This window comes from Micromonospora sp. DT63 (assembly GCF_049841615.1).
Lineage (GTDB): Bacteria > Actinomycetota > Actinomycetes > Mycobacteriales > Micromonosporaceae > Micromonospora.
In genome coordinates, this window is the sequence record NZ_JBNCKQ010000002.1 from 517358 (window position 1) to 542605 (window position 25248).

25 protein-coding genes are annotated in these 25248 nt (G+C 72.7%); 11 read left to right on the forward strand and 14 right to left on the reverse strand.

Annotation, left to right across the window (positions count from 1 at the left end):
- Positions 1 to 247: 247 nt before the first annotated feature.
- From ACLQ27_RS09160 to groES, 3 genes are all read right to left on the reverse strand, one after another.
- Positions 248 to 1900 carry a molybdopterin-dependent oxidoreductase gene (locus tag ACLQ27_RS09160; protein WP_425866336.1) on the reverse strand — a complete coding sequence of 551 codons (1653 nt, stop codon included), beginning with the start codon at positions 1898 to 1900 and terminating at the stop codon, positions 248 to 250.
- A 125-nt stretch (positions 1901 to 2025) separates the two neighbouring features.
- Positions 2026 to 3666: a chaperonin GroEL gene (gene groL, locus ACLQ27_RS09165; protein ID WP_357494411.1), complete on the reverse strand. Its 1641-nt coding sequence runs from the start codon at positions 3664 to 3666 to the stop codon at positions 2026 to 2028.
- Positions 3667 to 3736: 70 nt separating this feature from the next.
- A complete protein-coding gene (gene groES / locus ACLQ27_RS09170) occupies positions 3737 to 4051 on the reverse strand; it encodes a co-chaperone GroES (protein ID WP_030330046.1) in 315 nt (104 codons plus the stop codon).
- A 259-nt stretch (positions 4052 to 4310) separates the two neighbouring features.
- Between groES and ACLQ27_RS09175 the strand changes: the two genes are divergently transcribed.
- The 8 genes from ACLQ27_RS09175 to ACLQ27_RS09210 all read left to right on the forward strand — a co-directional run bounded on the left by ACLQ27_RS09175 (position 4311) and on the right by ACLQ27_RS09210 (position 11904).
- Positions 4311 to 5507 carry a THUMP-like domain-containing protein gene (locus ACLQ27_RS09175; RefSeq protein WP_357574601.1) on the forward strand — a complete coding sequence of 399 codons (1197 nt, stop codon included), beginning with the start codon at positions 4311 to 4313 and terminating at the stop codon, positions 5505 to 5507.
- A gap of 10 nt (positions 5508 to 5517) precedes the next feature.
- Complete coding sequence (gene ybaK / locus ACLQ27_RS09180; RefSeq protein WP_357494415.1) at positions 5518 to 5997, forward strand: Cys-tRNA(Pro) deacylase; 480 nt, start codon at positions 5518 to 5520, stop codon at positions 5995 to 5997.
- 178 nt (positions 5998 to 6175) lie between these two features.
- On the forward strand, positions 6176 to 7270 hold the full coding sequence (locus ACLQ27_RS09185; protein WP_234591082.1) for a sugar ABC transporter substrate-binding protein: 1095 nt from the start codon (positions 6176 to 6178) through the stop codon (positions 7268 to 7270).
- 115 nt (positions 7271 to 7385) lie between these two features.
- Positions 7386 to 8204, forward strand: a complete 819-nt coding sequence (locus tag ACLQ27_RS09190) for an ATP-binding cassette domain-containing protein (RefSeq protein ID WP_234591084.1) — start codon at positions 7386 to 7388, stop codon at positions 8202 to 8204.
- Positions 8201 to 9463 carry a sugar ABC transporter permease gene (locus tag ACLQ27_RS09195; RefSeq protein ID WP_425866340.1) on the forward strand — a complete coding sequence of 421 codons (1263 nt, stop codon included), beginning with the start codon at positions 8201 to 8203 and terminating at the stop codon, positions 9461 to 9463. Before ACLQ27_RS09190 ends, ACLQ27_RS09195 begins: the two co-directional genes overlap by 4 nt.
- Before the next feature lie 22 nt (positions 9464 to 9485).
- On the forward strand, positions 9486 to 10667 hold the full coding sequence (locus ACLQ27_RS09200) for an ROK family protein (protein WP_234591089.1): 1182 nt from the start codon (positions 9486 to 9488) through the stop codon (positions 10665 to 10667).
- A 19-nt stretch (positions 10668 to 10686) separates the two neighbouring features.
- Positions 10687 to 10995, forward strand: a complete 309-nt coding sequence (locus ACLQ27_RS09205; protein ID WP_234591092.1) for a DUF1707 SHOCT-like domain-containing protein — start codon at positions 10687 to 10689, stop codon at positions 10993 to 10995.
- A gap of 168 nt (positions 10996 to 11163) precedes the next feature.
- Positions 11164 to 11904 carry a DUF4142 domain-containing protein gene (locus ACLQ27_RS09210; RefSeq protein ID WP_234591094.1) on the forward strand — a complete coding sequence of 247 codons (741 nt, stop codon included), beginning with the start codon at positions 11164 to 11166 and terminating at the stop codon, positions 11902 to 11904.
- A 22-nt stretch (positions 11905 to 11926) separates the two neighbouring features.
- On the opposite strand, the gene ACLQ27_RS09215 is transcribed toward ACLQ27_RS09210, so the two are convergent.
- Genes ACLQ27_RS09215 through tsaB form a run of 4 tightly spaced genes read right to left on the reverse strand, consistent with a single transcriptional unit; the run spans position 11927 to position 14394 of the window.
- The gene (locus ACLQ27_RS09215; protein ID WP_039906914.1) at positions 11927 to 12181 is read right to left on the reverse strand and encodes a hypothetical protein; all 255 of its coding nucleotides are present in this window, start codon (positions 12179 to 12181) and stop codon (positions 11927 to 11929) included.
- 14 nt (positions 12182 to 12195) lie between these two features.
- Positions 12196 to 13242 (reverse strand): tRNA (adenosine(37)-N6)-threonylcarbamoyltransferase complex transferase subunit TsaD, encoded by a 1047-nt coding sequence (gene tsaD / locus ACLQ27_RS09220; protein WP_357494420.1) that lies wholly within the window; start codon positions 13240 to 13242, stop codon positions 12196 to 12198.
- Positions 13235 to 13720, reverse strand: a complete 486-nt coding sequence (gene rimI, locus ACLQ27_RS09225; RefSeq protein WP_357574599.1) for a ribosomal protein S18-alanine N-acetyltransferase — start codon at positions 13718 to 13720, stop codon at positions 13235 to 13237. Before rimI ends, tsaD begins: the two co-directional genes overlap by 8 nt.
- Positions 13717 to 14394: a tRNA (adenosine(37)-N6)-threonylcarbamoyltransferase complex dimerization subunit type 1 TsaB gene (tsaB, locus tag ACLQ27_RS09230; protein ID WP_425866343.1), complete on the reverse strand. Its 678-nt coding sequence runs from the start codon at positions 14392 to 14394 to the stop codon at positions 13717 to 13719. The genes rimI and tsaB overlap by 4 nt, the downstream gene beginning before the upstream one ends.
- A gap of 280 nt (positions 14395 to 14674) precedes the next feature.
- Between tsaB and ACLQ27_RS09235 the strand changes: the two genes are divergently transcribed.
- Positions 14675 to 15379 carry a helix-turn-helix domain-containing protein gene (locus ACLQ27_RS09235; RefSeq protein ID WP_425866345.1) on the forward strand — a complete coding sequence of 235 codons (705 nt, stop codon included), beginning with the start codon at positions 14675 to 14677 and terminating at the stop codon, positions 15377 to 15379.
- 31 nt (positions 15380 to 15410) lie between these two features.
- On the opposite strand, the gene ung is transcribed toward ACLQ27_RS09235, so the two are convergent.
- From ung to ACLQ27_RS09265, 6 genes are all read right to left on the reverse strand, one after another.
- Entirely contained in the window at positions 15411 to 16112 is a 702-nt protein-coding gene (gene ung, locus ACLQ27_RS09240; protein WP_357494428.1) for a uracil-DNA glycosylase, read from the reverse strand.
- A gap of 75 nt (positions 16113 to 16187) precedes the next feature.
- Entirely contained in the window at positions 16188 to 16670 is a 483-nt protein-coding gene (gene tsaE / locus ACLQ27_RS09245) for a tRNA (adenosine(37)-N6)-threonylcarbamoyltransferase complex ATPase subunit type 1 TsaE (protein WP_357574598.1), read from the reverse strand.
- On the reverse strand, positions 16667 to 17770 hold the full coding sequence (locus ACLQ27_RS09250) for an alpha/beta fold hydrolase (protein WP_357494432.1): 1104 nt from the start codon (positions 17768 to 17770) through the stop codon (positions 16667 to 16669). Before ACLQ27_RS09250 ends, tsaE begins: the two co-directional genes overlap by 4 nt.
- Positions 17767 to 18888, reverse strand: a complete 1122-nt coding sequence (alr, locus tag ACLQ27_RS09255) for an alanine racemase (protein WP_234591121.1) — start codon at positions 18886 to 18888, stop codon at positions 17767 to 17769. The genes ACLQ27_RS09250 and alr overlap by 4 nt, the downstream gene beginning before the upstream one ends.
- A gap of 90 nt (positions 18889 to 18978) precedes the next feature.
- Positions 18979 to 20448 carry an NAD(P)H-hydrate dehydratase gene (locus ACLQ27_RS09260; protein ID WP_425866348.1) on the reverse strand — a complete coding sequence of 490 codons (1470 nt, stop codon included), beginning with the start codon at positions 20446 to 20448 and terminating at the stop codon, positions 18979 to 18981.
- Positions 20449 to 20502: 54 nt separating this feature from the next.
- Positions 20503 to 20871 carry a holo-ACP synthase gene (locus ACLQ27_RS09265; RefSeq protein WP_234591615.1) on the reverse strand — a complete coding sequence of 123 codons (369 nt, stop codon included), beginning with the start codon at positions 20869 to 20871 and terminating at the stop codon, positions 20503 to 20505.
- Between the two features lie 173 nt (positions 20872 to 21044).
- Between ACLQ27_RS09265 and ACLQ27_RS09270 the strand changes: the two genes are divergently transcribed.
- Together ACLQ27_RS09270 and ACLQ27_RS09275 are read left to right on the forward strand one after the other, a co-directional pair.
- Entirely contained in the window at positions 21045 to 21341 is a 297-nt protein-coding gene (locus ACLQ27_RS09270; RefSeq protein WP_357494436.1) for a hypothetical protein, read from the forward strand.
- The gene (locus ACLQ27_RS09275) at positions 21338 to 22927 is read left to right on the forward strand and encodes an alpha/beta hydrolase (protein ID WP_357574597.1); all 1590 of its coding nucleotides are present in this window, start codon (positions 21338 to 21340) and stop codon (positions 22925 to 22927) included. The genes ACLQ27_RS09270 and ACLQ27_RS09275 overlap by 4 nt, the downstream gene beginning before the upstream one ends.
- A 154-nt stretch (positions 22928 to 23081) precedes the next feature.
- On the opposite strand, the gene glmS is transcribed toward ACLQ27_RS09275, so the two are convergent.
- The gene (gene glmS, locus ACLQ27_RS09280) at positions 23082 to 24995 is read right to left on the reverse strand and encodes a glutamine--fructose-6-phosphate transaminase (isomerizing) (protein ID WP_234589296.1); all 1914 of its coding nucleotides are present in this window, start codon (positions 24993 to 24995) and stop codon (positions 23082 to 23084) included.
- Between the last annotated feature and the right edge of the window lie 253 nt (positions 24996 to 25248).

A 25248-nucleotide genomic window follows, 5' to 3' on the forward strand; every position in this document is an offset into this window, starting at 1 on the left:
GCCGTGCGCTGAACGTTTTCGCTCTGCCCACCCACCGGTAGGCCTGCCGTCCTTTGCGATGCCGGGGGTATGCCTGCGGTCCTTTGCTCTGCTTCAGCGGAGGAAACACCCCCTGTCCGAATAACGGACACGGCGTGTTTCCTGGGTTGAAGCAGAGCAAAGGAAGAACGAAGGTGCAGGTCCTCCCTTGGCCGCCGACGGGCTCAGCGCGCGGCCCCGACCGGCTCAGTGCACGGCGTGAGCCAGATCAGCGGACGTTGACGGGGACTGTGTGCCAGCCGGTGGCGCCGTCCGGGGCGACGCTCTGCGTACGCTCGGTCTGGGTTTCGCCCGTAGCGTCGGTTGCCCGGACCTGGAGCCGGTGGTCGCCAGGCGTGGCGTCCCAGCGCCAGGACCACTGCACCCAGGTGTCCACCGACACCGTCGGGGCCAGCTCCGCCTCCTGCCAGGGGCCGTCGTCGACGCGTACCTCGACCCGGCTGATGCCCCGGTGCTGCGCCCAGGCCACACCGGCCACCGTCACCGGACCGGCGGTCAACCGGTTGCGCCGACGCGGGGCGTCGATGCGCGACTGGGTCTTGATCGGGCCCTGGGCGGACCAACCGCGCGGCACCCAGTACGCGTCGAAGTCGGCGAACCGGGTCAGCTCCAGCTCGGTCACCCACTTGCAGGCCGACACGTAGCCGTAGAGACCCGGCACCACCATCCGGACCGGGAACCCGTGCTCGACCGGCAACGGCTCGCCGTTCATGCCGATCGCCAGCAGCGCGTCCCGTCCGTCGCGGAGCGCTGCGGTGGGGGTGCCACAGGTCCAACCGTCGACCGAGCGGCCGACGACCTGGTCGGCGTCCTGCTCCGGCTGCACCTCGTCCAGCAGTTCCCGCAGGGGTACGCCCAGCCAGCGGGCGTTGCCGATCAGATCGCCACCGACCTCGTTCGAGACGCAGGCCAGTGTGACGTACCGCTCGACCAACGGCCGGGCCAGCAGATCGGCGTAGCTGTAGGTGCGCTCGGTGCCCACCCGGCCGTGGATGCGCAGCCGCCAGGTGTCCGGGTTCACCTGCGGCACCACCAGGGCGGTGTCGATCCGGTAGAACCCGGAATTCGGGCTGACGTACGGCGCGAGCTGGGCCAGCGACAGGTCCGCGCCCGCCGGCACCGCCGGTGCCGGGGCGATCGGCGCGGGCAGCCGGATCGCGTCCCGGGCGGCGGACACACCGCGTCGACCGGACAGCCAGCGCCCGCCGAGACCGGCCACGGCCGCCGTGCCGAGCAGTACGCCGGTGCCGGTCAGGAACCGTCGGCGCGACTCCGGATCGACAGCCGGGGCCGGCGCGGCGGGGGTCACCGGCACCGGCGGGGCGGCGGGGGTCACTGGGATCGGCAGGCTCTCAGTCGGCCCGGCGAGCGACACCGGCGTGGTTGCCGAGCGGGGGTCGGCGGGTGGTGCCCAGGGCCAGGGGTCCAGCTCGAACGGGCCGGCGATGAACAGCCAGAGCACCAGGGCGCCGAGCGTGCCACCGACCAACGACGGCAGGGCGTCGAAGACGTCCGCGCCGGAGCGGGTCAGCGCGGCGGCCACACCGACGACGCCGAACGCCGCGATGCCGGCCAGGCCCAGGGCCAGCCGGCGGACCGCCAGCATCCCGAGCAGCGCGGCGAAGGCACCCAGCAGCAGTGCCGTTCCGGTCAGCAGGGCGATCTTGTCGGCGGTGCCGAAGACGTCGATGGCGAACTGCTTGAGCGGCTCGGGGACGGCGTCGACCACCACCCCGCTGACCGCGACCAGTGGCGCCGACCGGGGGCCGGTCAGCACCGCCACCGGCTCCGCGATCCCGATCGCGACGGCGGCGGCGGTCACTCCGGCCAGCGCGGCGTACCGCCGCGACGTGGTGCTCATCGGCCCAGTGTGCGCGTTCGTCTCGCCGGGTCGCCAACCACGTCAGCGCTTGGTAATGATCGCGGAGACGAACCGGGGCACACCGCCGTACGACGGTGTGCCCCGCAACGGGTGTCGCTACCGGATCAGAAGCCCGGGCCGTGCTGGTGGCCGTGGCCGTGGCCGTGCCCACCGGCGGCGGCCGGCTCGGCCTGCTCCGGCTTCTCCACCACGAGGCTCTCGGTGGTGAGCAGCAGACCGGCGATCGAGGCGGCGTTGGTGACCGCGTTGCGGGTCACCTTCACCGGGTCGATGATGCCGGACTTGGCCAGGTCGACGTACTCGCCCTTGGCGGCGTCGAGACCGTTGCCCCACTCCATGCCGGCGACCTTCTGCGTCACGACGTAACCGTCGTGACCGGCGTTCTGCGCGATCCAGCGCAGCGGCTCGACCAGCGACTTGCGCACGATCGAGACGCCGACCTTCTCGTCACCGGTGAAGCCCAGGTCGTCGTCGAGCACCGGAAGGATCTGCACCAGGGCGGCGCCACCGCCGGGCACGGTGCCCTCCTCGACCGCGGCCTTGGTCGCCGCGATGGCGTCCTCGATGCGGTGCTTGCGCTCCTTCATCTCGACCTCGGTCGCCGCACCCACCTTGATCACGGCGATGCCGCCGGAGAGCTTCGCCAGCCGCTCGGCCAGCTTCTCCCGGTCCCAGTCGGAGTCGGAGGCCTCGATCTCCTTGCGGATCTGCGAGACCCGGTCGTCGACATCGGCCTTCTGGCCGCCGCCGTCGACGATCGTGGTGTTCTCCTTGTCGACCACGACGCGCCGGGCGCTGCCGAGCACCTCCAGGCCGACCTGGTCGAGCTTGTAGCCCAGCTCCGGGGCGACCAGCTCCGCGCCGGTGGAGATCGCGATGTCCTGGAGCATGGCCTTGCGCCGGTCGCCGAAGCCCGGGGCCTTGACCGCGCAGACCTTGAGGGTCTTGCGCAGCGAGTTGACCACCAGGGTGGAGAGCGCCTGACCGTCCACGTCCTCGGCGATGATCAGCAGGGGCTTGCTGTTCTGCAGGACCTTCTCCAGCAGCGGCAGCAGCTCCTCGATCGCCGAGATCTTCTGGGTGGTGACCAGGATGTACGCGTCCTCCAGGACGGACTCCTGACCCTCCAGGTCGGTGACGAAGTTCGGCGAGATGAAGCCCTTGTCGAACTGGAGACCCTCGGTCACTTCCAGCTCGGTGGTGAGCATCGAGCCCTCCTCGACGGTGATGACACCGTCGCGGCCGACCCGCTCCATCGCCTCGGCGATCAGCTCGCCGATGGTGGCGTCCTGCGCGGAGATCGTCGCCACGTTCGCGATCGACTCCTTGCCGGCGACCTCGACGGCCCGGCCGAGCAGCGCCTCGGAGACCTTGGCGGCCGCCGCGTCGATGCCCCGCTTGAGGCCGGCCGGGTTGGTCCCGGCGGTCACGTTGCGCAGGCCCTCGCGGACCATCGCCTGCGCCAGCACGGTCGCGGTGGTGGTCCCGTCGCCGGCGACGTCGTTGGTCTTGGTCGCCACCTCCTTGACCAGCTGCGCGCCGAGGTTCTCGTAGGGGTTGGTGAGCTCGATCTCCTTGGCGATGGTCACACCATCGTTGGTGATCGTCGGCGCACCGAATTTCTTGTCCAGGACGACGTTGCGCCCGCGCGGGCCGAGGGTGACCTTGACCGCGTCTGCGAGGGCGTTGACACCGTGCTCCAGCAGGTGCCGGGCGTCGTCCGAGAAGCTCAGGATCTTCGCCATGAATGTCCCTTCGAAGCGACGCTGCCCCGGCCCGGCGAGCCGGACCGGGGCAGCGACACTGATCGGTTGCTTACTTCTCGATGACCGCGAGGACGTCGCGGGCGGAGAGCACCAGGTACTCCTCGCCGGCGTACTTGACCTCGGTGCCGCCGTACTTCGAGTAGAGGACGGTGTCGCCGACCTGCACGTCAACCGGAACCCGGTTGCCGTTGTCGTCGACGCGCCCCGGGCCGACAGCGAGGACGGTGCCCTCCTGCGGCTTCTCCTTGGCGGTGTCGGGGATCACGATGCCCGACGCCGTGGTGGTCTCAGCCTCGTTCGCCTGGACCACGATGCGGTCCTCGAGCGGCTTGATCGCAACCTTGGTCGCGGTAGTCACGGGCATACCCTCCTGGGGTACTGGTTTCGTTGCCGGCCAGCGGGGCTGACCAGCGTCAATCTGCCTCATGCCACCGGGCGGGGCCGTCGTCGCGGGTGCCGGTCCGCCTGGCGTGCGCACCCGGGTCGCGAGACCCGGAAGCTGGCACCCTCAGGGTGAGAGTGCTAATCGCAGGTTATTCCGTGGCTAGCACTCCGTCAAGGAGAGTGCCAGCGAGTCGCGCCCCGCCAGCCGGTATTTCCGCCTCGGCCGGGACAATGGCCGGGTGGATCTCGAACAGCTGGCGGCGCTGCGTACCCCTGAGGGGTCGGCCGCCCTCACGGCGGCGGCCGGGCTGGCCGGCGGTGATCCACTGGCGGCGGCGTCGGCGTTGCGCGCCGCCGGGGTGCCGCCCGCGCTGGCCGCGGCGGCGCTCACCCAGGCCGAGCTGCGTCACCGGGCGGTCGGCAAGTTCGGCCCAGCCGCCGCCGGGATGTTCCTCACCCGGGCCGGGCTGGAGCAGGCCACCCGCCGGGTCGTCGCCGAGCGTCGCGCCGAGCGCCTGCGCGCGGCGGGCGTACGCACGCTGGCCGACCTCGGCTGCGGCCTCGGCGCCGACGCGCTCGCCGCCGCCCGCTCCGGCATCCGGGTGTACGGGGTGGAGGCCGACCCGGTGACCGCCGCGATGGCCGCCGCCAACGCCGCCGCCGCGGGGCTGGCCGAGCTGTTCACTGTCGAGTGCGGCGACGCCACGGCGTTCGACGTCTCGCGGGTCGACGGCGTCTTCTGTGACCCGGCCCGACGCACGAGCGGCACCGGTCGGCGGATCTTCGACCCGCGCGCCTACTCGCCGCCGTGGGACTTCGTCACCGGGCTGGCCGAGCGAGTGCCGCGCACGGTGGTGAAGGTGGCGCCGGGCCTGGACCACGCGCTCATCCCGGCGGGCGCGGAGGCGGAGTGGGTAGGCGTGGACGGCGACCTGGTCGAGGCCGCGCTCTGGTGCGGCGACCTGGCCCAGGTGCCCCGCCGCGCGACCCTCTACCGACAGGTGGGCGCCGAGACGCACCGTTTCCAGCTCACCGGCTCGGGCGCCACCGAGGCGTCGGTCGGGCCACCGCGCCGCTACCTGTACGACCCGGACCCGGCGGTGGTCCGCGCGCATCTCGTCGCCGAACTGGCCGACCAGCTGGACGCCACGCTGGCCGACCCGAGCATCGCCTACCTCTACGCCGACCGGCCGACCCGCACCCCGTACGCCAGGTGTCTGGAGATCACCGACGTGCTGCCGTTCTCGCTGAAGCGCCTGCGGGCGTTGCTGCGCGAGCGGCGGGTGGGCCGGGTGGAGATCCTCAAGCGGGGCTCCGCGCTCACGCCGGAGCAGTTGCGGCGGGATCTGCGGCTGGCCGGCGACCAGGCGGCGAGCCTGGTGCTCACCCGGACGGCCGGGGCACCGACCGTGTTGGTCGGCCACCCGGTCCACTAGCGTCGTCGGTGTGGCGGGACAGGGCACTCCGGCGACGGCGCTGCTGGGCAAGCGTGGGATCGCGTATCGCACCCATCCGTACCGGGTCTCCCCGGACGCGCCGAACTACGGCGCGCTGGTCGCCGAGGCGCTCGGCGTGGCGCCCGAGCGGGTGTTCAAGTCGCTGGTGACCGAGGTCGACGGCGCGCTGACCGTGGCGGTCGTCCCGGTTACCGGCGAGCTGGACCTCAAGGCGCTCGCGGCGGCGGTCGGCGGCAAGCGGGCGACGATGGCCGACCGGGCGGTCGCCGAGCGGGCCACCGGCTACGTACGGGGCGGGATCAGTCCGCTCGGGCAGCGCCGACGCCTGCCCACCGTGCTTGACGAATCCGCGCTGGATCTGCCGACGATCTACGTCTCGGCTGGTCGACGCGGCCTGCAACTCGAACTGGCCGCGGCGGATCTGGTGGCGCTGACCGAGGCCCGCACCGCGCCGTTGCAGACCCGCTGACGACAGTCGTTACGTCGGCTCCCCGTGGGATATCCGGGGAGTAACAGTCGCGTTGCTGAATTGTTATCGCTTCCAACAAACTTGGCACCTGCGCGGTCTTGTGGGACCAGTGTGACGCGAAATACGTTGCCGGACACAACAAAACAACACCTCCCCCACCTCCGAAAGGACCCTGCACATGCGTAAGGGGATCCTCACCATCGCCGCCGTGGGCCTGCTCGCGACCGGCGGTTTGACCGCCTGCGGCGACGACTCCGGCTCCGACAAGCCCAGCTCCGCCAAGACCCCCAAGATCGGCGTCATCCTCCCGGACAGCAAGTCCTCCGCCCGGTGGGAGACCGCGGACCGCAGGTTCCTGGAAGAGGCGTTCAAGGCCGCCGGCGTCAAGTACGACATTCAGAACGCCCAGAACGACAAGACCGCCTTCCAGACCATCGCCGACCAGATGATCACCAGCGGCGTCACCGCCCTGATGATCGTCAACCTGGACTCCGGCACCGGTAAGGCAGTGCTCGACAAGGCCAAGTCGCAGGGCGTCGCCACCATCGACTACGACCGGCTCACCCTGGGCGGCTCCGCCCAGTACTACGTCAGCTTCGACAACGAGACCGTCGGCAAGCTCCAGGGCGAGGGCCTGTCGAAGTGCCTGACTGAGAAGAACGTCAAGAACCCCGTCGTGGCGTACCTGAACGGCTCCCCCACCGACAACAACGCCACCCTGTTCAAGGCCGGCTACGACTCGGTGCTCAAGCCGAAGTTCGACTCCAAGGAGTACGTCAAGGGCCCCGAGGACGCCGTGCCGGCCTGGGACAACGCGCAGGCCACGACGATCTTCGAGCAGCAGCTCACCAAGGCCAACGGCAAGATCGACGGCGTGCTGGCCGCCAACGACGGTCTCGGCAACGCGGCCATCTCGATCCTCAAGAAGAACAAGCTCAACGGCAAGGTGCCGGTGACCGGCCAGGACGCCAGCACCGAGGGCCTGCAGAACATCCTCGCCGGTGACCAGTGCATGACCGTCTACAAGGCCGTCCGTGAAGAGGCGAAGGCCGCCTCCGACCTGGCCATCGCGCTCGCCAAGGGCGAGAAGAAGGACACCGGTCAGACGGTGAAGGACCCGGAGGGTGGCCGTGACGTCCCCTCGGTGCTGCTCACCCCGAAGGCCATCTACAAGGACAACATCAAGGACGTCATCGCCGACGGCTACGTGACCAAGGAAACGGTCTGCACCGCGGCGTACGCCAAGGCCTGCGCCGACGCCGGCATCAGCTGACCGACGCCGCAGTACCCGCCGGGACGACCACCGCCGCCCGGCACGGGAGCACCCCTCCCGTGCCGGGCGGCGCCCGCCGGACGGGCCCCGACCCTCCCTTAAGAAGGAGACCCCCGTGTCCGCGACCCCCCTGCTGGAGCTCCGCGGGATCGACAAGAGTTTCGGTCCCGTCCAGGTGCTCCGCGACGTCGCCCTGACCGTCCACCCGGGCGAAGTGACCGCTCTGGTCGGCGACAACGGCGCCGGCAAGTCGACCCTGGTGAAGTGCATCAGCGGCATCTACCCCACCGACGCCGGTGAGGTCCTGTTCAACGGCGAACAGGTGCACATCGGCAGCCCCCGCGACGCCGCAGCCCTCGGCATCGAGGTCGTCTACCAGGACCTCGCGCTCTGCGACAATCTGGACATCGTGCAGAACATGTTCCTCGGCCGGGAGAAGCACAGCGGCATCGTCCTGGACGAGCCGACCATGGAACAGCTTGCCGCCGAGACCCTTGCGGGGCTCTCCATCCGTACCGTCACCTCGCTTCGCCAGCACGTGTCCAGCCTCTCCGGCGGTCAGCGCCAGACCGTGGCCATCGCCAAGGCGGTGCTGTGGAACAGCAAGCTCGTCATCCTGGACGAGCCGACCGCGGCGCTCGGTGTGGCACAGACCGCGCAGGTCCTCGAACTGGTCCGCCGCCTCGCCGACAACGGCCTGGCCGTGGTCCTCATCTCGCACAACATGAACGACGTCTTCGCCGTCTCCGACCGGATCGCCGCGCTGTACCTCGGCCAGATGGTCGCCCAGGTGAAGACCACCGACATCACTCACGCCCAGGTGGTTGAGCTGATCACCGCCGGGCGCTCGGGCGGGCTCGGCCTCGCCACCGACCCGGGCGGCAACGGCGACGGCCCGCAGGCGGCCGACTCGATCTCAGGAGGCGTCCGATGACCACCACCGCCGTGCGCAAGGACGGCCCGGCGGCCGTCACACCGCCGCCGACCGTCGGGAGACACGCCCGCAACTACATCAGTCGGGTACGCGGTGGCGACGTCGGCGCGTTGCCGGCCGTGCTCGGCCTGATCGTGCTCTGCACCGTGTTCGCGGTCATGCGGCCGTCGTCGTTCCTGTCGGCCGGCAACTTCGCCAACCTCTTCACCCAGGGCGCCGCGGTCACGCTCATCGCGATGGGTCTGGTCTTCGTGCTGCTGCTCGGCGAGATCGACCTCTCCGCCGGCTTCGCCAGCGGCGTCTGCGCGGCGGTACTGGCCAACGTGGTCACCGTGCTCGGCTACCCCTGGTGGGTCGCGGTGCTCGCCGCGATCGCCACCGGCCTGGTCATCGGCACCACCCTCGGCATGCTCGTCGCGAAGGTCGGTATCCCGTCCTTCGTGGTCACCCTCGCCGGCTTCCTCGCCTTCCAGGGCATCGTGCTGCTGCTGGTGAAGGAGGGCACCAACATCTCCGTCCGCGACAACGTGCTGGTCGCCATCGCGAACCGCAACCTCAGCCCCGCCCTGGGCTGGGCGTTCGCCATCCTCGCGGTCGCCGGCTACGCGGCGGTGCAACTGCTGCGGCACCGCAACCGGGTGGCCCGCGGCCTGATCACCGACCCGATCGCCGTGGTGGCGCTCCGGATCGCCGGGCTCGCCATCATCCTCGGCACCGCCGTGTACGTCCTCAACCTGGAGCGCAGCCGCAACGTCCTGATCAGCTCGCTCAAGGGCGTGCCGATCGTGGTGCCGATCATCGCGGTGCTGCTGGTCATCTGGACCTTCGTACTGCAGCGCACCAGCTACGGCCGGCACATCTACGCCGTGGGCGGCAACCGGGAAGCGGCCCGCCGGGCCGGCATCGGCGTCGACCGCATCCGGATCTCGGTCTTCATGATCTGCTCGTCGATGGCCGCCGTCGGAGGCATCGTGGCGGCCAGCCGGGCCAACTCGGTCGACCCGAACACGGGGGGCAGTAACGTACTGCTCTACGCGGTCGGCGCGGCAGTCATCGGCGGCACCAGCCTCTTCGGCGGCAAGGGCCGCGTCCTCGACGCCATCCTCGGCGGCGCGGTGGTCGCGGTCATCGAAAACGGAATGGGCCTGATGGGGTACAGCGCGGGAGTCAAGTACGTGGTCACCGGCGTCGTGCTGCTGCTCGCCGCCAGCGTCGACGCGCTCTCCCGTCGCCGCGCGGCAGCCACCGGCACCCGCTGACCGCGCGGAAGGTAGCACCAGCATGCGCCCGGCACCCAGCCAGGAGGAGGTCCGGAGGCAGAACCTCGGGGCCCTGCTGCGGCACGTGCACGTCCACGGGGCGACCACCCGGGCCGAACTCACCACCGCGCTGGGACTGAACCGGAGCACCATCGGCGCGCTCACCGTCGACCTGGCCAGCGTCGGACTGGTCAGCGAGGGAACGCCGAAGGAGACCGGCCGGGCCGGACGACCGTCCATTGTCGTCCGGCCCGAGTCGGCCCGGGTGTACGCGTACGCGTACTCCGTCGAGGTGGACCGGCTGCGCGCCGCGAGGGTCGGCCTGGGCGGCGCGGTGCTGGACCGCCGGGAGCTGGACCGCCCACGCGGGCTGCTGGCTGCGGAGGCCGCGCCGATGCTGGCCGGCGCGGTCAAGGAGATGCAGCAGGCGGTACCCGCCGACGCGATCTGCGTCGGCACTGGCGTCGCGGTCTGCGGGATGGTCCGCCGCGAGGACGGCCTCGTCCGGCTCGGCCCCACCACGGGTTGGGTGGACGAGCCGATCGGCGCCGCGCTCGGCGCCGAACTGGGCCTCGACGTGCCGGTGACGGTCGGCAACGTGGCCGACGTGGCGGCGTTCGCCGAGCACGCCCGGGGAGTCGCGGCCGGCTGCGACAACGTCATCTACCTGTACGGGGACGTCGGCGTCGGCGCCGGCATCATCGCCGGTGGGCGGCGACTCACCGGACACGGCGGGTACGGCGGCGAGGTCGGCCACATGAAGGTGGTCCGTGACGGCATGCCCTGCGAGTGCGGCGCCCGGGGTTGCTGGGAGACCGAGATCGGTGAGCACGGCCTGCTCCGCGCGGCCGGACGGTCCGACGCCCGCGGCCGCGACGCGTTGCTTGCTGTCTTCGACGCCGCCGACCGGGGGGACGCCCGCGCCCAGACGGCGGTCCGCAAGGCCGGTGACTGGCTGGGCTTCGGGGTGGCCAACCTGGTGAACGTCTTCAACCCCGAAATGGTCATCTTCGGCGGCACCATGCGGGACCTCTACCTCGCCGCGGCCGCCCAGATCCGCAGTCGACTCAACTCCAACGCCCTCGGCGCCTGCCTGGAACACGTCCGGTTGCGCACACCCAAACTGGGCGAGGACGCGCCCCTGATCGGCGCCGCCGAACTGGCCTTCGAACGGCTCCTCGCCGACCCCCTCGACGTGGGCTGATCCGCGTACCCTGTCCCGCGTGGATGTCGAGCTGCGCGCCTCCGACGACGACCGCCACCGGGTGGTCGCCGAGCTGCACCGGCACACCACCGAGGGCCGGCTCACGCTTGACGAGTTCGACGAGCGGGCCGGCGCGGTGTGGGCCTCCCGCACCCTCGGCGACCTGGCCGCGCTGACCCGGGACCTGCCGGCCCTGCCCGACCCCGCCGCCGCGACGGCCGACGCCGGTGACCAGATCGGGCACGGCCGCCGGGAGCTGCTGGTGCTCTTCGCCGTGGCCGCACTCACCCTGCTGCTGCTCGGCGGTTTCCTCGCCGTCACCCGCTGACCGGCGTCGCGCGGAGGGCTCCGGCTCGTCCACAGCACGCATTTCCACGGGACGTACCGATGAACTGATCGGGCGATCAGTCCGTACCAGTGGGCGGACGGGCGGTCGGCAGGATGCGGCTGCCCGGTCCGAACGCGTTTCGGTCCGGACCGAGGAGGCACCGCAGACATGGCACCGCTCAGATCCGCCCGTCGTCGGCCGGGCAACCGGATGCACCGCGCGGCGATGTTGCTCATCGCGATCATCGCGGGGGTCGGTGTCCTGCCCGGAGTGGCCATCGCCGCCCCCGCCGGCGGACAGCAGCTCAACGCCGCCGACATGACACTGCTCAACGGTGTGCGGTTGGCCGGGCTGTGGGAGATGCCGGCCGGTCAGATGGCCGCCGAGAAGGGGCAGTCGGCGAAGGTCCGGGAGATCGGTGCGGGCATCGCCAACGAGCACCAGAAGCTCGACCAGCTCGTCGTGGACGCCGCCAACAAGCTCGGCGCGACCATCCCCACCGAGCCGACCGCCGAGCAGAAGGGCTGGCTGGCCGAGATGCAGAAGGCCTCCGGCGCCCGGTTCGACCAGATCTTCGTCACCCGGCTCCGGGTCGCCCACGGCAAGATCTTTCCGGTGATCGGCGCGGTCCGGGCCAGCACCCGCGACGCGACCGTCCGCAAGCTGTGCGAGGACGCCAACGCCTTCGTGCAGCACCACATGCAGATGCTGGAGTCCACCGGGCTGGTCCGCTGGCCGGAGCTACCCCCGGCGGCGCTGCCCGCCCCCGGCCAGGACGGGTTGCTGGCCGCCGCCGCGGCGAACACCGGCCCGCAGGTCGGGGTCAGCAGCACAGTCGTCTGGCTGGTCTTCCTCGCGGCGCTCGGCACCGGCGGGATCGCCACCTACCGGATGCTGCGCCGCAGCTGAACCACCGCCTCTGGTGGCCCCGTCAGCGATCCACCTGGGTGAAGTCCCAGGAGTGCGGGGCGCGGGCCACCAGCAGGGCGGGCGGATCGGGCAACGGACGCGGGCTGCTGCGCCACTTGGAGATGACCACGACACGGTGGTCGGTGGAGGAGAAGACCTCGCTGGAAACGTGCAGAGGGTCGTGCTCCAACTCCGGCAGGGCGGTGTCGCACACCCAGGTGATCAGGTCGGCGACGCCGTACGCCTCGGCGCGCGCCTCCCACATCCGCACGATCATTTCCGGTGCCCCCGTCACACGCTGACAGTTGTCAGCGGCAGCGCCGAGTCGGCCGGCAGGTCCAGCCGGCTCGGCGCGACCCCGGCGGCGACCAGGTGCGATCCGAGCGCAGCCACCATCGCCCCGTTGTCGGTGCACAGCTTCGGCCGGGGCACCCGCACCCGGATGCCGTACTTCTCGGCCCGCTGCTCGGCCAGCGCCCGCAGCCGGGAGTTCGCGGCCACTCCCCCACCGATCACCAGCGTCTCGATCCCCTGCGCCCGGCAGGCGGCGATCGCCTTGTTGGTCAGCACGTCACAGACCGCCTCCTGGAAGGACGCGGCCACGTCGGCGACCGGCACCGGCTCGCCGGCGCGCTGCCGCGCCTCGACCCAGCGGGCCACAGCCGTCTTCAGTCCGGAGAACGAGAAGTCGTACCGGTGGGCGGCGAGATCCTTGGCGGCGGTGAGGCCACGCGGGAACGCGATCGAGGCGGCGTCCCCGGCGCGGGCCTCCCGATCGATGGGCGGGCCGCCCGGGAACGGCAGACCCAGCAGTCGGGCGACCTTGTCGAACGCCTCACCTGCCGCGTCGTCGATGGTGGCGCCGAGCGGGGTGACGCCCCGGGCCAGGTCATCGACCAGCAGCAGCGACGAGTGCCCGCCGGAGACCAGCAGCGCGATCGCGGGTTCCGGGAGCGGGCCGTGCTCCAGGGTGTCCACCGCGACGTGCGCGGCGAGGTGGTTGACGCCGTACACCGGCTTCTCGGCCGCCAGCGCGTACCCCTTGGCGGCGGCGACGCCGACGAGCAGCGCGCCGGCCAGACCGGGCCCGGAGGTGACCGCGATGGCGTCGATGTCGGCCAGGGTGACACCGGCCTCGGTCAGCGCGCGCTGCATGGTCGGCACGATGGCTTCCAGGTGGGCCCGGCTGGCCACCTCGGGCACCACGCCCCCGAAGCGGGCGTGCTCCTCGACGCTGGACGCGAGCGCGTCGGCCAGCAGGGTGTGCCCGCGTACGATGCCGACGCCGGTCTCGTCGCACGAGGTCTCGATGCCCAGGATCAGCGGTTCGTCAGCCATGGTCGTGTGGTCCGTCCCCGGTCGGCTCGGCGTCGCGCCGCATGACCAGCGCGTCGGTGTTGCTCGATTGGTAGTAGCCGCGACGCACCCCGATCGGTTCGAACCCGTACATCGCGTAGAGCCGCTGGGCGGCGACGTTGTCCACGGCGACCTCCAGCAGGGTGCTGCGGGCGTGACGCCGGGCCGCCTCGGCGAGCAGTTCCTCCAACAGGACACGCCCGACGCCGCGGCGCTGGACGTCCCGGCGGACCGCGATGACCTGCACCCACACCTCGTCCGGTGGGGCTCCGGCGAGCCCGGCGTAGCCGAGCAGGGCGCCGTCGGCGTCGGTGGCGACCCGGTAGTGGTGCCCGTTGGCCAGCTCGTTCCAGAACATCGCCGGCGACCAGTGATCCGCGCCGAAGAGGTCCTTCTCGATGGGCATCGCCTCATCGATGTGCCACCAGCGGAACGGGTCCAGCCGTACCGTCGTGCTCACGGCAGGACCGGTTTGCGACCGATCGCCGCCACGGCGTCCGGCCTGCGCAGGTAGAGCGGGGTGAGCCGCTCGCTGGGTGCGCCCGCCCGGATCCGCTCGGCGGCGAGTTGCGCCAGCACGGTGGCCTCCGGGTAGCGCGGCTCGACCCGGACCGGCAGGTCCAGGGCTTCGGCGTAGCGGTGCGCCCCGTCGCCGACAGCGACCGTCGCCCCCAGTTCCCGGGCGCGCGCGGCGGCCACCGCCGGGGTGGACACCTCGGGCCCGACGATTCGCTGACCGGCGCCGTCGTAGACGGCCCAGTACAGCTCCTTGCGGCGGGCGTCGCTCGCGGCCAGCACCGGCTCGCCGGCCACCGCCGGGTAGCCGATGCCGTCCAGGGAACAGACACCGTACGTCGGGACGCCGAGCACCTGCCCCATCGTGGCGGCGGTGACCAGGCCGACCCGCAGCCCGGTGAACGGCCCCGGGCCGAGCCCGGCGATGATGGCGCCCAGGTCACGCGGGCGCGCTCCGGCGTCGGCGAGGACCGCGTCAACCTGGGGCGCGAGCAGTTCACCGTGCGCGCGGGCGTCGACCGTGCACCGGTGCGCCCGGGACGTCACGCCGTCCGCCGAGATCTCCACCAACGCTGCGGTCACCGCGGGGGTCGAGCTGTCCACCACGAGTACGAGCACGGTTAGCCAGCCTAGCGGCCCCGCCACCGCCGCCCGGCCACGCCCCCGCCCCCGATGCCCGCTGGCGGTCGCCGGTGGGGCGTCAGCACGGGCGAGGGCGACAACCCTGTTGAGCGTGATGCCGGTGAGTCATCTTGATGACTCACCGGCATCACGCTCAACAGGACAGCCGCCACCAGCCACCGGACCCGGACCACGCTGATGTCGCTGGGGACGGCGGCCAGTCGTCAATCCGCCGCAGCGCTATCGGGAATGCCTCGATCTGGGCCAGCATGCTGGGATGCCATCGACTCGCCTCGTCACCCTTCTCGGCGCCGTAGTGCGGCAACAACGTCAGCGACGCGAGTTGAGCCAGCGTCAGCTCGCCGGGCTCGCAGAGGTCAGCCAGGCAGCCGTGGCCCGCATCGAACGCGGCGAACGCGCGCCGAGCATCCCGGTGCTGGAGCGGTTGTGCGCCGCGATGGACGTGCAGTTGGTGGTCGGGGTCGAGCCCTTGGACGCGCACCTCGACGCCCGCATCGACGAACTGGCCGCCCGCCCGATCGCCCAGCGCGTCGACGATCTGGGGCTGGATCAGATGATGGACGCGCTCAAAGACTTCCCGCAGGTGCTCATCGGCGGCACGGCGGCGCTGTTGCAGGGTGCGCCAGTGCCGGTGGACGCGGTGGAGATCGCGCTGCGTTGGGAGGATTCGAAGCGGTTCACCGCCTGGCTGGAGGCGAACTACGGCCAACGCTGGAACGCTCGTTGGGAAGAGTTCGGCGGTGTGTGGTTGGAGCCCGAGGAGCCGGGCGAGCACCGGTGGTCAACCCTGTACGGCGAGATCAGGGCCACCATGTGCGACGAGCTGCCCGAGACGATCCAGGTGCGTCACGGTGGGCGGGACTATCGGGTGGTGCCGCTGGTCGAGCTGGAGCTGACCGATTCGCGGGCCGCCGACCTTCTGCGTCGCTACCGCGCCCGGCACCGCGCCGTCGAGAGCTGAACCCACGACGACGCGGGCCGCGGCACCGGGGTCAGCCGGCGGTGCGTTCCCAGTCGATGGTGGGGCGGCCGGCGTCGGCGAGCGCCTTGTTGGCCGCGCTGAACGGGCGACTGCCGAGAAAGCCGCGCGGGTTCATCGGGCTCGGGTGACCGGCCTCCAAGACCACGTGTTGCGGGTTGGTGACCAGGGCCGCCTTCTTGCGCGCGTAGCCGCCCCAGAGCAGGAAGACCACCCGCTCCGGCGCGGCGTCCAGAGCCCGGATCGTGGCGTCGGTGAACTCCTCCCAGCCCGAGTTGGCGTGCGAACCCGGCGTGGCCTGGCGCACCGTCAGCACCGCGTTGAGCAGCAGGACGCCCTGCGCGGCCCAGCCGTCGAGGTTGCCGCTGCGCGGCTTGGCCACGCCCACGTCCTCGCCCAGCTCCTTGAAGACGTTGCGCAGCGACGGCGGCACCGCCACCCCCTCGCGGACGCTGAAGCTCAACCCGTGGGCCTGTCCGGCGCGGTGGTAGGGATCCTGCCCGAGGATCAGCACCCGGGTGCTCTGCGGCGGGCAGAGCCGGTACGCCGAGAAGAGATCCTCCAACGGCGGGAAGACGGTCTGCGTCGCGTACTCCCGGGCGACGAACTCGGCAAGCGCGGCGGTGCGAGCCGGATCGAGGTGCGGGGTGAGCACGGCACGCCACTGCTCCGGCAGCAGGGCCAGCAGATCCAGGGCGGGGGCGTCGTCGGGCATCAGGAACCTCTTCCAGCGCGGGTCGGTCCCCCGCACTCTAGGCACCGGGTCCGACAGCTCCCGCGCCGACAGGCCTCAACCCAGCTCGGCGATCCGTCGGGCCCAGTCGCCACCGACCGGGTCCAGCTCGACGATCCGGGTGTCGTCGTCGCGGCGGTCGATACGGACCCGCAGATGCGCGTCGACCAACTGCTCCACCAGACCCTCGCCCCACTCCACCACGGTCACCGACTCGTCCACCGAGGCGTCCAGGTCCAGGTCGTCGATCTCGGCACGCGGGTCGCTGGCGGCGCCCAGCCGGTACGCGTCGGCGTGCACCAGGGCCACCCGACCACCCCGCGCCGGGTCGGGCCGATGCACACGGGCGATCACGAACGTCGGCGAGGTGACGTCACCGGAAACACCGAGACCCGCGCCGACGCCCTGGGTGAGCGCGGTCTTGCCGGCCCCCAGCGGACCGGTCAACAGCACCAGGTCACCGGCCCGCAGCAGCCCGGCCAGCCGGCGGCCGAACTCCCGAGTGTCCTCGACGGTCGGCAGTTTGACGACGAAACTCACCGGTCCTCCATGCTCTCCAGTGACTCGAGGAACCGCGCCAGCGCGGCGTTGACCTCGTCGGCGTGCTCCAGCATCACCACGTGACCACTGTCTTTGATCTTGATGAACTCGGCGTGCGGCAACCGCCGGACGATCTCCTCCGAGTGTGTCACCGGAGTGATCATGTCCTTGTCGCCGACGACCACCAGCACCGGCGCGTTCGCCAAGGCGGCCAGCGCCGGGAAACGCGAGTGCGTGGCCAGCGTCCGCAGGTAGCGGGTCACCGTGTCGGCGGAGGTCCGGGAGTTCATCGTCTCCACGTACGACACCAGCGCCGGGCTGGGCTTGCGGGTGCCGAAGCCGTATTTGCGGGTCAGCAACCAGGCCACGTTGGACGTGGACTTGCGGGCCTTGTCGATCACCGGGCCGCCGTACCGGGTGGCGTTGCTGACCATGAAGAGCATCGGGCCACCGACCCGGCCGAGCAGCGCCGGCGCGACCAGCTTGGTCTCCGCGATCAACCCGCCCGAGGTGGCCATCAGCACCGTGCCCACCACCCGGTCACCGAACAGCTCGGGAAACAGCTCGGCGAACGCCATGATGGTCATGCCGCCCATCGAGTGGCCGACCAGCACCAGCGGCCCCTCGGGGGCGGTCCGGTCGATGACTTGGCGCAGCGTCCGGCCGAGCACCGCCAGGTCGTACTCCCCGGTCTCCAACCGGCCGGACCGGCCGTGACCGGGCTGGTCGTACGCGACGACACGGTAGTCGCCGCGCGCGGCGAGCATCCGGCGCTGGAAGTGGAAGGTGCCCATGTCCAGGCAGAAGCCGTGCACCAGCACCACCGTCGGGTGCCCCTGCACCGGGCGGGTCGGCTCGACCACCTCGACGTGGATGTCGGTGCCGTCCGGCAGCTCCAGCCGGAACGCCTCGTCGTACCGCTGCTCGCCGAACCTCTCGTGCGCGTAGGGGTCGGCCGGGTCGGCCTTGAGCCGGCGGACCAGGGTGCGTTCGGTCGCGACGCCGGCGGCCAGGCCGGCCGCCGCCACTCCGACCGCGGCGCCGACCAGGCCGGCGACCCGGCCGACGGCGGTCCGCGGACGCGGGATGCGGTACGTCACGAGGGGCGCTCGCCGTCGTAGACGCGCGGCACCCGCGTGCTGCCGAACCGGGTGACGATCTCGTAGTTGATCGTGCCGACCGCCTCGGCCCAGTCGTCGGCCGTCGGCTCGCCGTCGGCACCGCTGCCGAACAGGGTCGCCACGTCGCCGTCGGCCACCGGGTCGTCGCCACAGTCGATCACGAACTGGTCCATGCAGACGCGCCCGGAGATCGTCCGCCGTGCACCGGCGAGCTGCACCGGCCCGGTGTTGGACGCGTGCCGGGGCACACCGTCGGCGTACCCGAGGGGCACCACGGCCAGGTTGGCGTCGGCCTCGGTCGTGTAGGTGTGCCCGTAGGAGACGCCGGTGCCGGCGGGCACCCGTTTGGTGAGCATCACCCGGGCCCGCGCGGTCATCGCCGGCCGCAGCCCGTAGGTGTCGCCGGCCACCGGGGACAGGCCGTAGACGGCCAGCCCGGGGCGGACCAGGTCGAAGTGGGTGTCCGGGCGGGTCAGGGTGGCCGCCGAGTTGGCCAGGTGCCGCCAGCGGGGGCGCAGCCCGGCCCGCTCGACCATGGCCAGCCCCTCGTGGAAGGCGGCGAGCTGCCGGTCGGTGGTCGGGTGGCCGGGCATGTCCGCGTACACGAAGTGGCTCCACACACCGACCACCTCGACCAGGCCGTCGGCCTGCGCCTTCGCGGCGGCGTCGAGCAGCTCCGGCCACTCGTCGACGGTCGCGCCACCCCGGGACAACCCCGTGTCGATCTTCAGGTGCAGTCGGGCCGGGCGTCCGGCACGCCGGCTCGCCTCGATCATCTCGTCCAGTTGCGGCAGGCTGGCGGCGGCGAGGTCCACCCCGGCGCCGACCCCCTCGTGCAACGGCAACCCCGGCGCGAGCAACCACGCCAGCACCGGCGCGGTGATCCCGGCCCGGCGCAGCGTGAGCGCCTCGTCGAGGGTGCACACGCCGAGCCAGTCGGCCCCCGCGTCCAGTGCCGCGCGGGCGGACGGGAGCATGCCGTGGCCGTACCCGTCACCCTTGACCACCGCCATCAGCTCGGCGGTGGTGCCGGAGCGGAGCCGGCTCACGTTCTCGCGGATCGCGTCAAGATCGACGCGTACCTCGGCCTGCCACATACGCCCAGCCTACTTTCCGCCCCGATCCGGTTGGGCGGCGACGCACGGCCCGGCCCGCCGAGCCGGCCAACCGGCACCGAACAGCAACGATCAGCCCAGCCGGGCGATGACCGGGCGCAGCGCGGTCGCCACGTCGGGCGCGGTCACCGGACCGCCGCGGGCCGCCTCCCGACCGGCGAGCCCGTGCAGGTACGCGGCCGAGGCCGCCGCCCGGTCCGCCGGCACCCCGGCCGCCAGGAGCGAGCCGAGCAGTCCGGCCAGCACGTCGCCGGTGCCGCCGGTGGCCAGCGCCGGGGTCCCGGTCGGGTTGACGTACGCCCGGCCGTCCGGCGTGCCGATCACCGTGCGGTCCCCCTTGAGCAGCACCACCGCGTTCATCCAGGCGGCCAGCCGCAGCGCGGCCCCGACCCGATCGGCGCCGGGCTCCTCCCCGCACAGCCGGGTGAACTCCCGGTCGTGCGGGGTGACCACGATCGGCGCGTCCCGGCCGCGCAGCCGGTCGGCGAGCGAGCCGTCCACCAGCAGGGTCAGCGCGTCCGCGTCGAGCACCACCGGCACCGGGGCGGCCAGGACGGCCCGCAGTTCGGCAGCCGCGTCGTCGCCGGTGCCCAGCCCCGAGCCGCACACCCAGGCCTGCACCCGGCCGGCGTCGGCGACCCGCGGCGTGGCGATCACCGAGGGGTGCTGGTGCAGCACCTCGGCCCGTGCGCCACCGGCGTAGCGGACCAGCCCCGTCGGCCCGGCGAGCGCCCCACCGACGGAGAGCACCGCCGCGCCCGGGTACGTCGCCGAGCCGGTCGCCACCCCGACCACGCCCCGGGTGTACTTCTCCGACGCCGCGCCCAGCTCCGGCCACCACTGCACGATGTCGGACCACTCGGTGACCTGGAGCGCGGGGGTGCCCCGCAGCCAGGGCCGCAGCCCGATGTCGACCAGCTCCACCTGCCCGGCCAGGGCGGCTGCCGGTCCGACGACCAGGGCGGGCTTCAACGCGCCGAAGGCCACCGTCACGTCGGCGCGGACCGCGGTGGGCCGGCCGGACGCGGCCAGCGGCACGTGCCCGGTGTCCACCGCCACCCCGCTCGGCACGTCCACGGCCAGCACGGTGGCCCGAGCGCCGTCGCGCCCGCGCAGGTCGTCGAGGCGCTGAACCATCCCGTCGGCGTTCGCCCGCAGTCCGCCCGTGCCGCCGATACCGACGATGCCGTCGAGGACCAGGTCGACCGGGCCGGTCGGGCGGTCGACGAGCCGGCCGCCGGCGGCGCGCAGCGCGGCCAGGCCCGCGGCGTGTGCCCGTCCCGGGGAGATCAGCAGGGCGGACACCTCGACGCCCCGGCGGGCCAGCCGTTCCCCGGCGTAGAGGGCGTCACCGCCGTTGTCGCCCGAGCCGACGAGCAGCAGCACCCGGCCGCCGTACACCCCGCCCCGCTCGGCGAGCAGCAGGGCGGCCCGGCGGGCCAACCCGGCGGCGGCCCGCTGCATCAGCGTGCCCTCCGGCAGGGTGCCCTTCAGCCCCGCCTCGGCCGCCCGTACGTCAGCCGCCCGCCACACCGCTCTCATGTCACCGTGCCCCATTCCGCTCGCGAGTGGGCCGTCACGGCCACCCGGCCGACGTCACCGTTCCGCGACCACCATCGCCGACGCGATCCCGCCGTCGTGCGACAGCGAGAGGTGCCAGTGGTTGATGCCCCGCTCGACGGCCGCCGTCGCGACGGTGCCCGAGACGGTCAGCCAGGGTCGACCGGTGTCATCGGGCACGATCTCGCAGTCGTGCCAGCTCAGCCCGGCCGGGGCGCCGAGCGCCTTGGCGACGGCCTCCTTCGCGGCGAACCGGGCGGCGAGCGACTCGGGCGAGCGTGGGGTGCCGGAGCGGGTGGCCCGCTCGGCCGCGGTGAAGAGCCGGTCGGCAAGCAGCGGCGTCCGCGCCAGGGACCGGGTGAACCGGTCGACCAGGACGACGTCGATGCCGACAGCGACGATCACCAGACCACCCTACCGGCGGCCGGGGCGGCAGATTAGCCGTCGGGCCCGCCGTGGGCAACGCCTGTGGACACACCGGAGTACGACAGCAGCCGGCTGTCCACAGGGCACTCCGGCACGGCCCGGCCCTGCCTAGCGTCAGCGCGTGGATGCCGATCGTGCACGGGGGTGGGGTCATGACCGAGGAGCCGTTCGCCGTCCGGCCGCAGGAGCTGCGCGCCGTGGCCGGTGCGCTCGACGACGAGGCGTACCGGTTGGCGTGGGGCCTGGCCCGGGCGGCCGGCCTGCTGGTGCCGGCGCCGGGTTGGCGGGCCGCCACGGCCCTCGCGGGGCTGGAATCGGCCGCGCACGCGTGGTTCTGCCGGCTGGGGGCGGACGTGGCGCTGACCGCCGGTGGGGTCCGGGCCGCCGCCGAGGCGTACGAGACGGTGGACGACCGGGCCGCCGGCCGGTTCGCCGTCCTGCCCCGGTGAGCGGCGTCGGCTACCGCCAGCTCTGGGCCGCCGATCCGGGCGGCTGGCGGGTGGCCGGGGCGGCCTGGGCCGGGTTGACAGGTCCGGTCGAGCGGCATGCCGACGCGCTAACCGGTTCCGCCGGGCGGTTGCGGGGCGGCTGGTCCGGCGCGGCCGCGGTGGCGGCAGATGCTCGGCTGGGCGGTCTGCGAGGCGAGGTGACCTCGGTGGCGCCCGCGCTGATCGAGGCCGATCAGGTGCTGTCCGAGCTGGCCGGGTGCCTCCTGGTGGCGAAGGCGCGGCTCGCCGAGGCGGTCGCCCGGGCCGACGCGGCCGGCCTGGTGGTGGACCGGTCCGGTGCTGTGCACGTCGATCCGACTCGCCTGCGACCGACCGAGCGGGCCGGCGCGGCCCAAGCGGGCGCGGGGGCGGCTCTGCGGAGAGCGCTGGAGTTGGCCGACGCGGCGGACCGGCAGGCCGCCGACCGGTTGGACGAGCTGGCCGGGGCCGCCGGCACCGGTTGGGCGTCCCCACCGCCGCCCGGCCGACCGGCCGCCGGAGCGACGCCGGCGCTGGTGCGAGCCTGGTGGTCCGGGTTGACCCCGGCACAGCGACGGTGGCTGGTCGGGCACGAACCGTCCCTCGTCGGCGGCCTGGACGGGGTGCCGGTGGCCGCCCGCGACCAGGCCAACCGCCTGCTCCTCGGCGCGCGACGCGCGGAGTTGCTGGCCGAACGTCGACGGCTGCTGGCCCGGGTGCCGCCGGGGCCGCTCGCCTCGCTGCGGCTGCGCGGGGTGGCGGCGCGGCTGGCCGGCCTGGACGCGCTGGCCGAGCGCCTGGCGACCGGGGAGCCGCGGGCGTACCTGCTGGGGCTGAACCCGGCCGGTGAGGGTCGGGTGGTGGTGGCGCTCGGCGACCCGGACCATGCCGACCGGGTGCTGACGTACGTGCCGGGAATGACCGCCGGCCTGGACGACGCCCCCGGCGAGCTGGGGCGAGCGGCCCGGGTGCTGGAGCGCTGCGCGACGCTCGCGCCGGGTGAACGCAGCGCGGCGGTGCTGTGGCTGGACTACGACGCACCGGACTTCCTGACCGAGGCGGCGTCGGCCGACCAGGCCCGGGACGCCGGCGGGGCGCTGCACCGCTTCCAGGAGGGGCTGCGCGCCACCCACGAGGGGCCGCCGGCGCGGCAGACCGTGCTCGGGCACAGCTACGGGTCGCTGGTGGTGGGCATCGCCGCCCGGGAGCACGGGTTGGCGGCCGACGCGTTGATGTTCGTCGGCTCACCGGGGGTCGGTGCGGAGCACGCGGTCGAGCTTGGCGTCCCGGCCACCGAGGTGTGGGCCAGCAGCGCCCCGGACGACGTGATCCGCCTGGCCCGGCCGGTGGACGAGCTGGGCCGCCGGGCCCTGCTGAGCGCCGCTCCGCTCGCGGCCGTGCCGGGGTGGCCGGATCGGACGGACCACGAGCTGTGGTTCGGTCACGACCCGGCGGACTCCGGGTTCGGCGGCCGGGTGTTCCCGAGCGGTCGTGGCGGGCACACCGGCTACTGGGAGCCGGGCAACCCGGCGCTCGACGGGATGGCCCGTGTGGTGCTGGGCCGCTGACGACGCGCCGTCGACGCTCGGCCGCGCCGGCTCGGCACCGCTCACACCATGGAGCCCCGGACACCGCTGGGCCGCGCCGGGTCGGCACCGCGCACACGACGGGGCCCCGGGCACCGCGGGTGCGGTGCGCCGGGGCCCCGGACGTGGGCGGCGACTACTCGACGGTTACCGACTTGGCCAGGTTGCGGGGCTGGTCCACGTCGTGCCCCCGGGCGGCGGCGATCTCGGCGGCGAGCACCTGCAGCGGCACCGTGGTGACCAGGGGGGCCAGCAGGGTCGGCGTACGCGGCACGTAGATCAGGTGGTCGGCGTACCGGACGACTGCCTCGTCGCCCTCCTCGGCGATCACGATGGTCCGCGCGCCACGAGCCCGGACCTCCTGGATGTTGGAGACGACCTTGTCGTGCAGCATGCCGCGGCCCACCGGCGACGGCACCACGCAGATCACCGGAGTGCCCTTGTCGATCAGGGCGATCGGGCCGTGCTTCAGCTCACCGGCGGCGAAGCCCTCGGCGTGCATGTACGCCAGTTCCTTCAGCTTCAGCGCGCCCTCCAGGGCCACCGGGTAGCCGACGTGCCGGCCGATGAACAGCACTGTCGGCTCGGACTTCAGGTCCCGGGCCAGCTCGCGGACTCCCTCGATGCGGTCCAGCAGCTCACGCAGCTTGCCCGGGATCTCCTGGAGCTGGGCCACGACCGCGCCGACCTCGTCGGCGAACTTGATCCCGCGCACCTGCGCCAGGTGCAGGCCGATCAGGTAGCAGGCGACGACCTGGGTGAGGAACGCCTTGGTGGACGCGACGGCGATCTCCGGCCCGCCGTGGGTGTAGAGCACGGCGTCGGACTCGCGGGGGATGGTCGAGCCGTTGGTGTTGCAGATCGCCAGCACCCGGGCCTTCTGCTCCTTGGCGTGGCGCAGCGCCATCAGCGTGTCCATCGTCTCGCCGGACTGCGAGATCACCACGATCAGCGTGGACCTGTCGAGCACCGGGTCGCGGTAGCGGAACTCGCTGGCCAGCTCCACCTCGCAGGGGATCCGCGTCCAGTGCTCGATGGCGTACTTGGCGACCATGCCGGCGTGGTACGCGGTGCCGCAGGCCACGATGAAGATCTTGTCGACGTCGCGCAGATCCTGGTCGCTGAGGCGGACCTCGTCGAGGGCGATCTCACCGGTCTCGGTGAGCCGGCCGAGCAGCGTGTCGGCGATGGCCTGCGGCTGCTCCTCGATCTCCTTGAGCATGAACCAGTCGTAGCCACCCTTCTCGGCTGCCGACGAGTCCCAGTCGATGTGGAAGTCCTTGCCGCTGGCGGGCTGACCGTCGAAGTCGGTGATCTCGATGCTGTCGCCGGTGATCAGGACGATCTGGTCCTGACCCAGCTCCACGGCCTCGCGGGTGTGCTCGATGAACGCGGCCACGTCGCTGGCCAGGTAGTTCTCCCCCTCGCCACGGCCGACGACCAGCGGCGAGTTGCGCCGGGCGCCGACGACCGCACCGGGCACCCCGGCGTCGACCGCGAGCAGGGTGAACGCGCCCTCCAGCCGCTGGCACACGACGCGCATGCCGGCGGCGAGCAGCTGCGGACCGTCCGGCTGGCCGGCGGCGCGCAGGTCGGCGAGCGCGGCGGAGAGCAGGTGCGCGGCGCACTCGGTGTCGGTGTCGCTGGTGAACTGGACGCCGTCGGCCTCCAGCTCGGCGCGGAGCTTGGCGAAGTTCTCGATGATGCCGTTGTGGATCACCGCGACGCGACCGTCGGGGGCCAGGTGCGGGTGCGCGTTGCGGTCGGTCGGGCCGCCGTGGGTGGCCCACCGGGTGTGCCCGATGCCGGTGGTGCCGTCACCGATGCCGATGGGGCTGGCCGCGCAGGAGGTCGGGTCGTCGGCGGCGCGCTCGGAGAGCACCTTCTCCAGGTTGGAGAGCTTGCCGGCCTTCTTCTCGGTCAGCAGTTGGCCGTCGCAGACGATCGCCACGCCCGCCGAGTCGTAGCCCCGGTATTCCAGCCGCCGCAGCCCGTCGAGCACGATGCCCAGTGCCGGGCGCGCGCCCGCGTATCCCACGATTCCACACATGGCCCGCAGCCTAACCCAGTTTCGCTCAGTGTGGGTGCTCGAAAGTCGGCTAAACAAGCACCGAATTTGAGCGATCGGTGGCTGGCGGACAGTAATGGGACGAGTGTCACGGGACCGGTCGCGGTGCCACCGACCCGACGGGGTTGCGGACGGCCAGCGGGTACGACAGTCTTCCGGCGGGCTCGGCGCGCGCTCCCCCGGCCCGTTGGCCCATACCCACTCCCGCCCGGAGCAGCCATGTCCGACGCGCCGC

Bases quoted from the DNA above. Each gene is read 5' to 3' on its own strand.
- ACLQ27_RS09160 (WP_425866336.1), bottom strand. From the start codon at position 1,900: ATGAGCACCACGTCGCGGCGGTACGCCGCGCTGGCCGGAGTGACCGCC.
- groL (WP_357494411.1), bottom strand. From the start codon at position 3,666: ATGGCGAAGATCCTGAGCTTCTCGGACGACGCCCGGCACCTGCTGGAG.
- groES (WP_030330046.1), bottom strand. From the start codon at position 4,051: ATGCCCGTGACTACCGCGACCAAGGTTGCGATCAAGCCGCTCGAGGAC.
- ACLQ27_RS09185 (WP_234591082.1), top strand. From the start codon at position 6,176: ATGCGTAAGGGGATCCTCACCATCGCCGCCGTGGGCCTGCTCGCGACC.
- ACLQ27_RS09195 (WP_425866340.1), top strand. From the start codon at position 8,201: ATGACCACCACCGCCGTGCGCAAGGACGGCCCGGCGGCCGTCACACCG.
- ACLQ27_RS09200 (WP_234591089.1), top strand. From the start codon at position 9,486: ATGCGCCCGGCACCCAGCCAGGAGGAGGTCCGGAGGCAGAACCTCGGG.
- ACLQ27_RS09210 (WP_234591094.1), top strand. From the start codon at position 11,164: ATGGCACCGCTCAGATCCGCCCGTCGTCGGCCGGGCAACCGGATGCAC.
- ACLQ27_RS09215 (WP_039906914.1), bottom strand. From the start codon at position 12,181: ATGATCGTGCGGATGTGGGAGGCGCGCGCCGAGGCGTACGGCGTCGCC.
- tsaD (WP_357494420.1), bottom strand. From the start codon at position 13,242: ATGGCTGACGAACCGCTGATCCTGGGCATCGAGACCTCGTGCGACGAG.
- ACLQ27_RS09235 (WP_425866345.1), top strand. From the start codon at position 14,675: ATGCCATCGACTCGCCTCGTCACCCTTCTCGGCGCCGTAGTGCGGCAA.
- ung (WP_357494428.1), bottom strand. From the start codon at position 16,112: ATGCCCGACGACGCCCCCGCCCTGGATCTGCTGGCCCTGCTGCCGGAG.
- alr (WP_234591121.1), bottom strand. From the start codon at position 18,888: ATGTGGCAGGCCGAGGTACGCGTCGATCTTGACGCGATCCGCGAGAAC.
- ACLQ27_RS09260 (WP_425866348.1), bottom strand. From the start codon at position 20,448: ATGAGAGCGGTGTGGCGGGCGGCTGACGTACGGGCGGCCGAGGCGGGG.
- ACLQ27_RS09270 (WP_357494436.1), top strand. From the start codon at position 21,045: ATGACCGAGGAGCCGTTCGCCGTCCGGCCGCAGGAGCTGCGCGCCGTG.
- glmS (WP_234589296.1), bottom strand. From the start codon at position 24,995: ATGTGTGGAATCGTGGGATACGCGGGCGCGCGCCCGGCACTGGGCATC.